Origin of the sequence: Kitasatospora sp. NPDC059795, from assembly GCF_042732175.1 — a bacterium.
Taxonomy (GTDB): Bacteria; Actinomycetota; Actinomycetes; order Streptomycetales; family Streptomycetaceae; genus Kitasatospora.
This window is the reverse complement of sequence record NZ_JBHWID010000048.1, coordinates 1-1887: the sequence shown is the minus strand read 5'-3', so window position 1 is coordinate 1887 and position 1887 is coordinate 1. Positions and strand designations below refer to the sequence as shown.

The 1887-nt window shown below is 61.5% G+C and carries 1 protein-coding gene; it reads left to right on the top strand.

Annotated features, from left to right (window positions below):
* Positions 1 to 956 (top strand): polymorphic toxin-type HINT domain-containing protein (locus tag ACFV4P_RS35875; RefSeq protein ID WP_380477681.1); only part of this gene is annotated, 956 nt, incomplete at its 5' end.
* Positions 957 to 1887 lie beyond the last annotated feature (931 nt).

Below are 1887 nucleotides of genomic sequence, written 5' to 3'. Positions count from 1 at the left end.
CGATCGTGACCGAAGGCGGCGGCGCGCTTGCAGCCCCGTACCTCAAGAAGGCCGGGAACGAGGTACTCGAAAAGGTCGGAGGCTGGCTCAGCGGCAGCCGTGGCCGCTGCAAAAACAGCTTCCCCTCCGGTACCAGGGTTCTTTTGGCCGATGGATCCAACAAGCCCATCGACCAACTGACCACCAATGACACCGTCATCGCCACTGACCCTCAAACGGGCGACACACAGCCTGAACCGGTAGCGGCCACAATCGTCACTCCCGACGACACCGAGTTTACCGACCTCGCCATCACAACCCCGGTCGGCAAGGCGGCCATCACATCAACCCAGCACCACCCCTACTGGGACATCACCACCAACCGTTGGGCCGACGCCAGCAGCCTTGAGCCCGGCGACCAAGTCCTTTCCGACAGCGACACAACCGCCACGGTCGAGTCCGTACGTAACTACCAGACCGAACCCCGGACCGCCTACAACCTCACGGTCGCGGACCTCCACACGTACTATGTGCTGGCAGGCGCGACCCCGGTCCTGGTTCACAATTGTGGTGGCGAGCTCCTCGATAGGGCGCGCGAGCTTTACGGTACGCGAGCCGATGAGGCATCGACTGTCGCAGTTGCCCGGGTCCGGAGCATGAGCAATCCGGACAAGGTTGAAACCTGGGTGGCTACGGAACGTACCGGACTCCCTAGCGAATGGAAGGGCGGCAATGCACCGCTTCGTGGTGAGCGTTATATCTCGGGACAAGGGCATGCCGAAGCAACGATCATGAATCGCCTGGGGAGTGACTGGGAGATCGTAGGGATGGCTTCGTCGACTAGGATGTGCCCTACGTGCTTCGCGCAAGCAACAGGCCCAGGCGTGGGCCTCACGCCGAGCCCGATAGGCAAGGGCACTGGGGTGTCGAGTACTGGAAATACGCCATGGCGAGTGGTTCTAGGGGGGGGTGGCTGATGGACTTGTGGAGTCTGACAGGAGGGCTGTCCCTCGCCAGGATGCGGCCCATCCTTGAAGCTGCCGGGGCCCCGCGCCTGGCAGAGATCGATGACGTAGTTGCTGGCTGCAGCGCCCCAGGGGTTCCTGGAGGCGCAGAGAAGATCGCTTCGCTGAGGAGCTGGCGAAGCGAGATCGGCGCCCTAGAGGACTCGTCCACCCCGACCTATTTTCAATCGACAGCTGCTGGTGTTGCGATTCTGATGGCGTCGTACGAGATCCCTGTAAGCGATCGCGAGTGGAGGATCAGGTCAAGCGTGGGAAATTTTTGGGATTCCTGCGATGACCTGTTGCATGCCAGCGGCGGATATTCGAGGGAAGAGTTTCAGGGAATTAAGACGACTCTGCGGGGAGTTGAGGACATCTGGCGCGATGGGGATATCCGCCTACTGTCCGGCGAGGGAGTCGATGTCGCGGCAGTATATGCGGAACGCCTCTCTAGGATTCGCTCGAACTATCCGAAGCGCAGGCAGATCGCGCGAGTTGTAGCGGAGTGTGCCGGGTGGAATATTCCGACCATTTATCCGTAATCTCAGACTGGGTTGCCAAAAATCTAGTAGCAGTGTGACGGGGCCCTCATCGACAGTGATGCCGATGAGGGCCCCGCGACGTTTGACGGCAGTACTGAACTTGAACTCGTGATGTCGGTCGACTCGTGGTGGCGGCGTCAGGGTCCGAGACGTCGGCTGTTACCGGCTCGGGTTCAGGACGACGGCTGTAGCCAGCGCCGTGCCGCGGAGAGGTTCACCTCGACGTCATCGCTCCAAGAACAGACCTCCAGCCATGAGAGGTAGCCACCTTGCGCGAAGACCAAGACCTCACCAGGGCACTCGCCGGTTTCGGTGAACAGCTGTACGTCGGCAGCCACGACGGTGCCGGGGCCCGTTGGCGC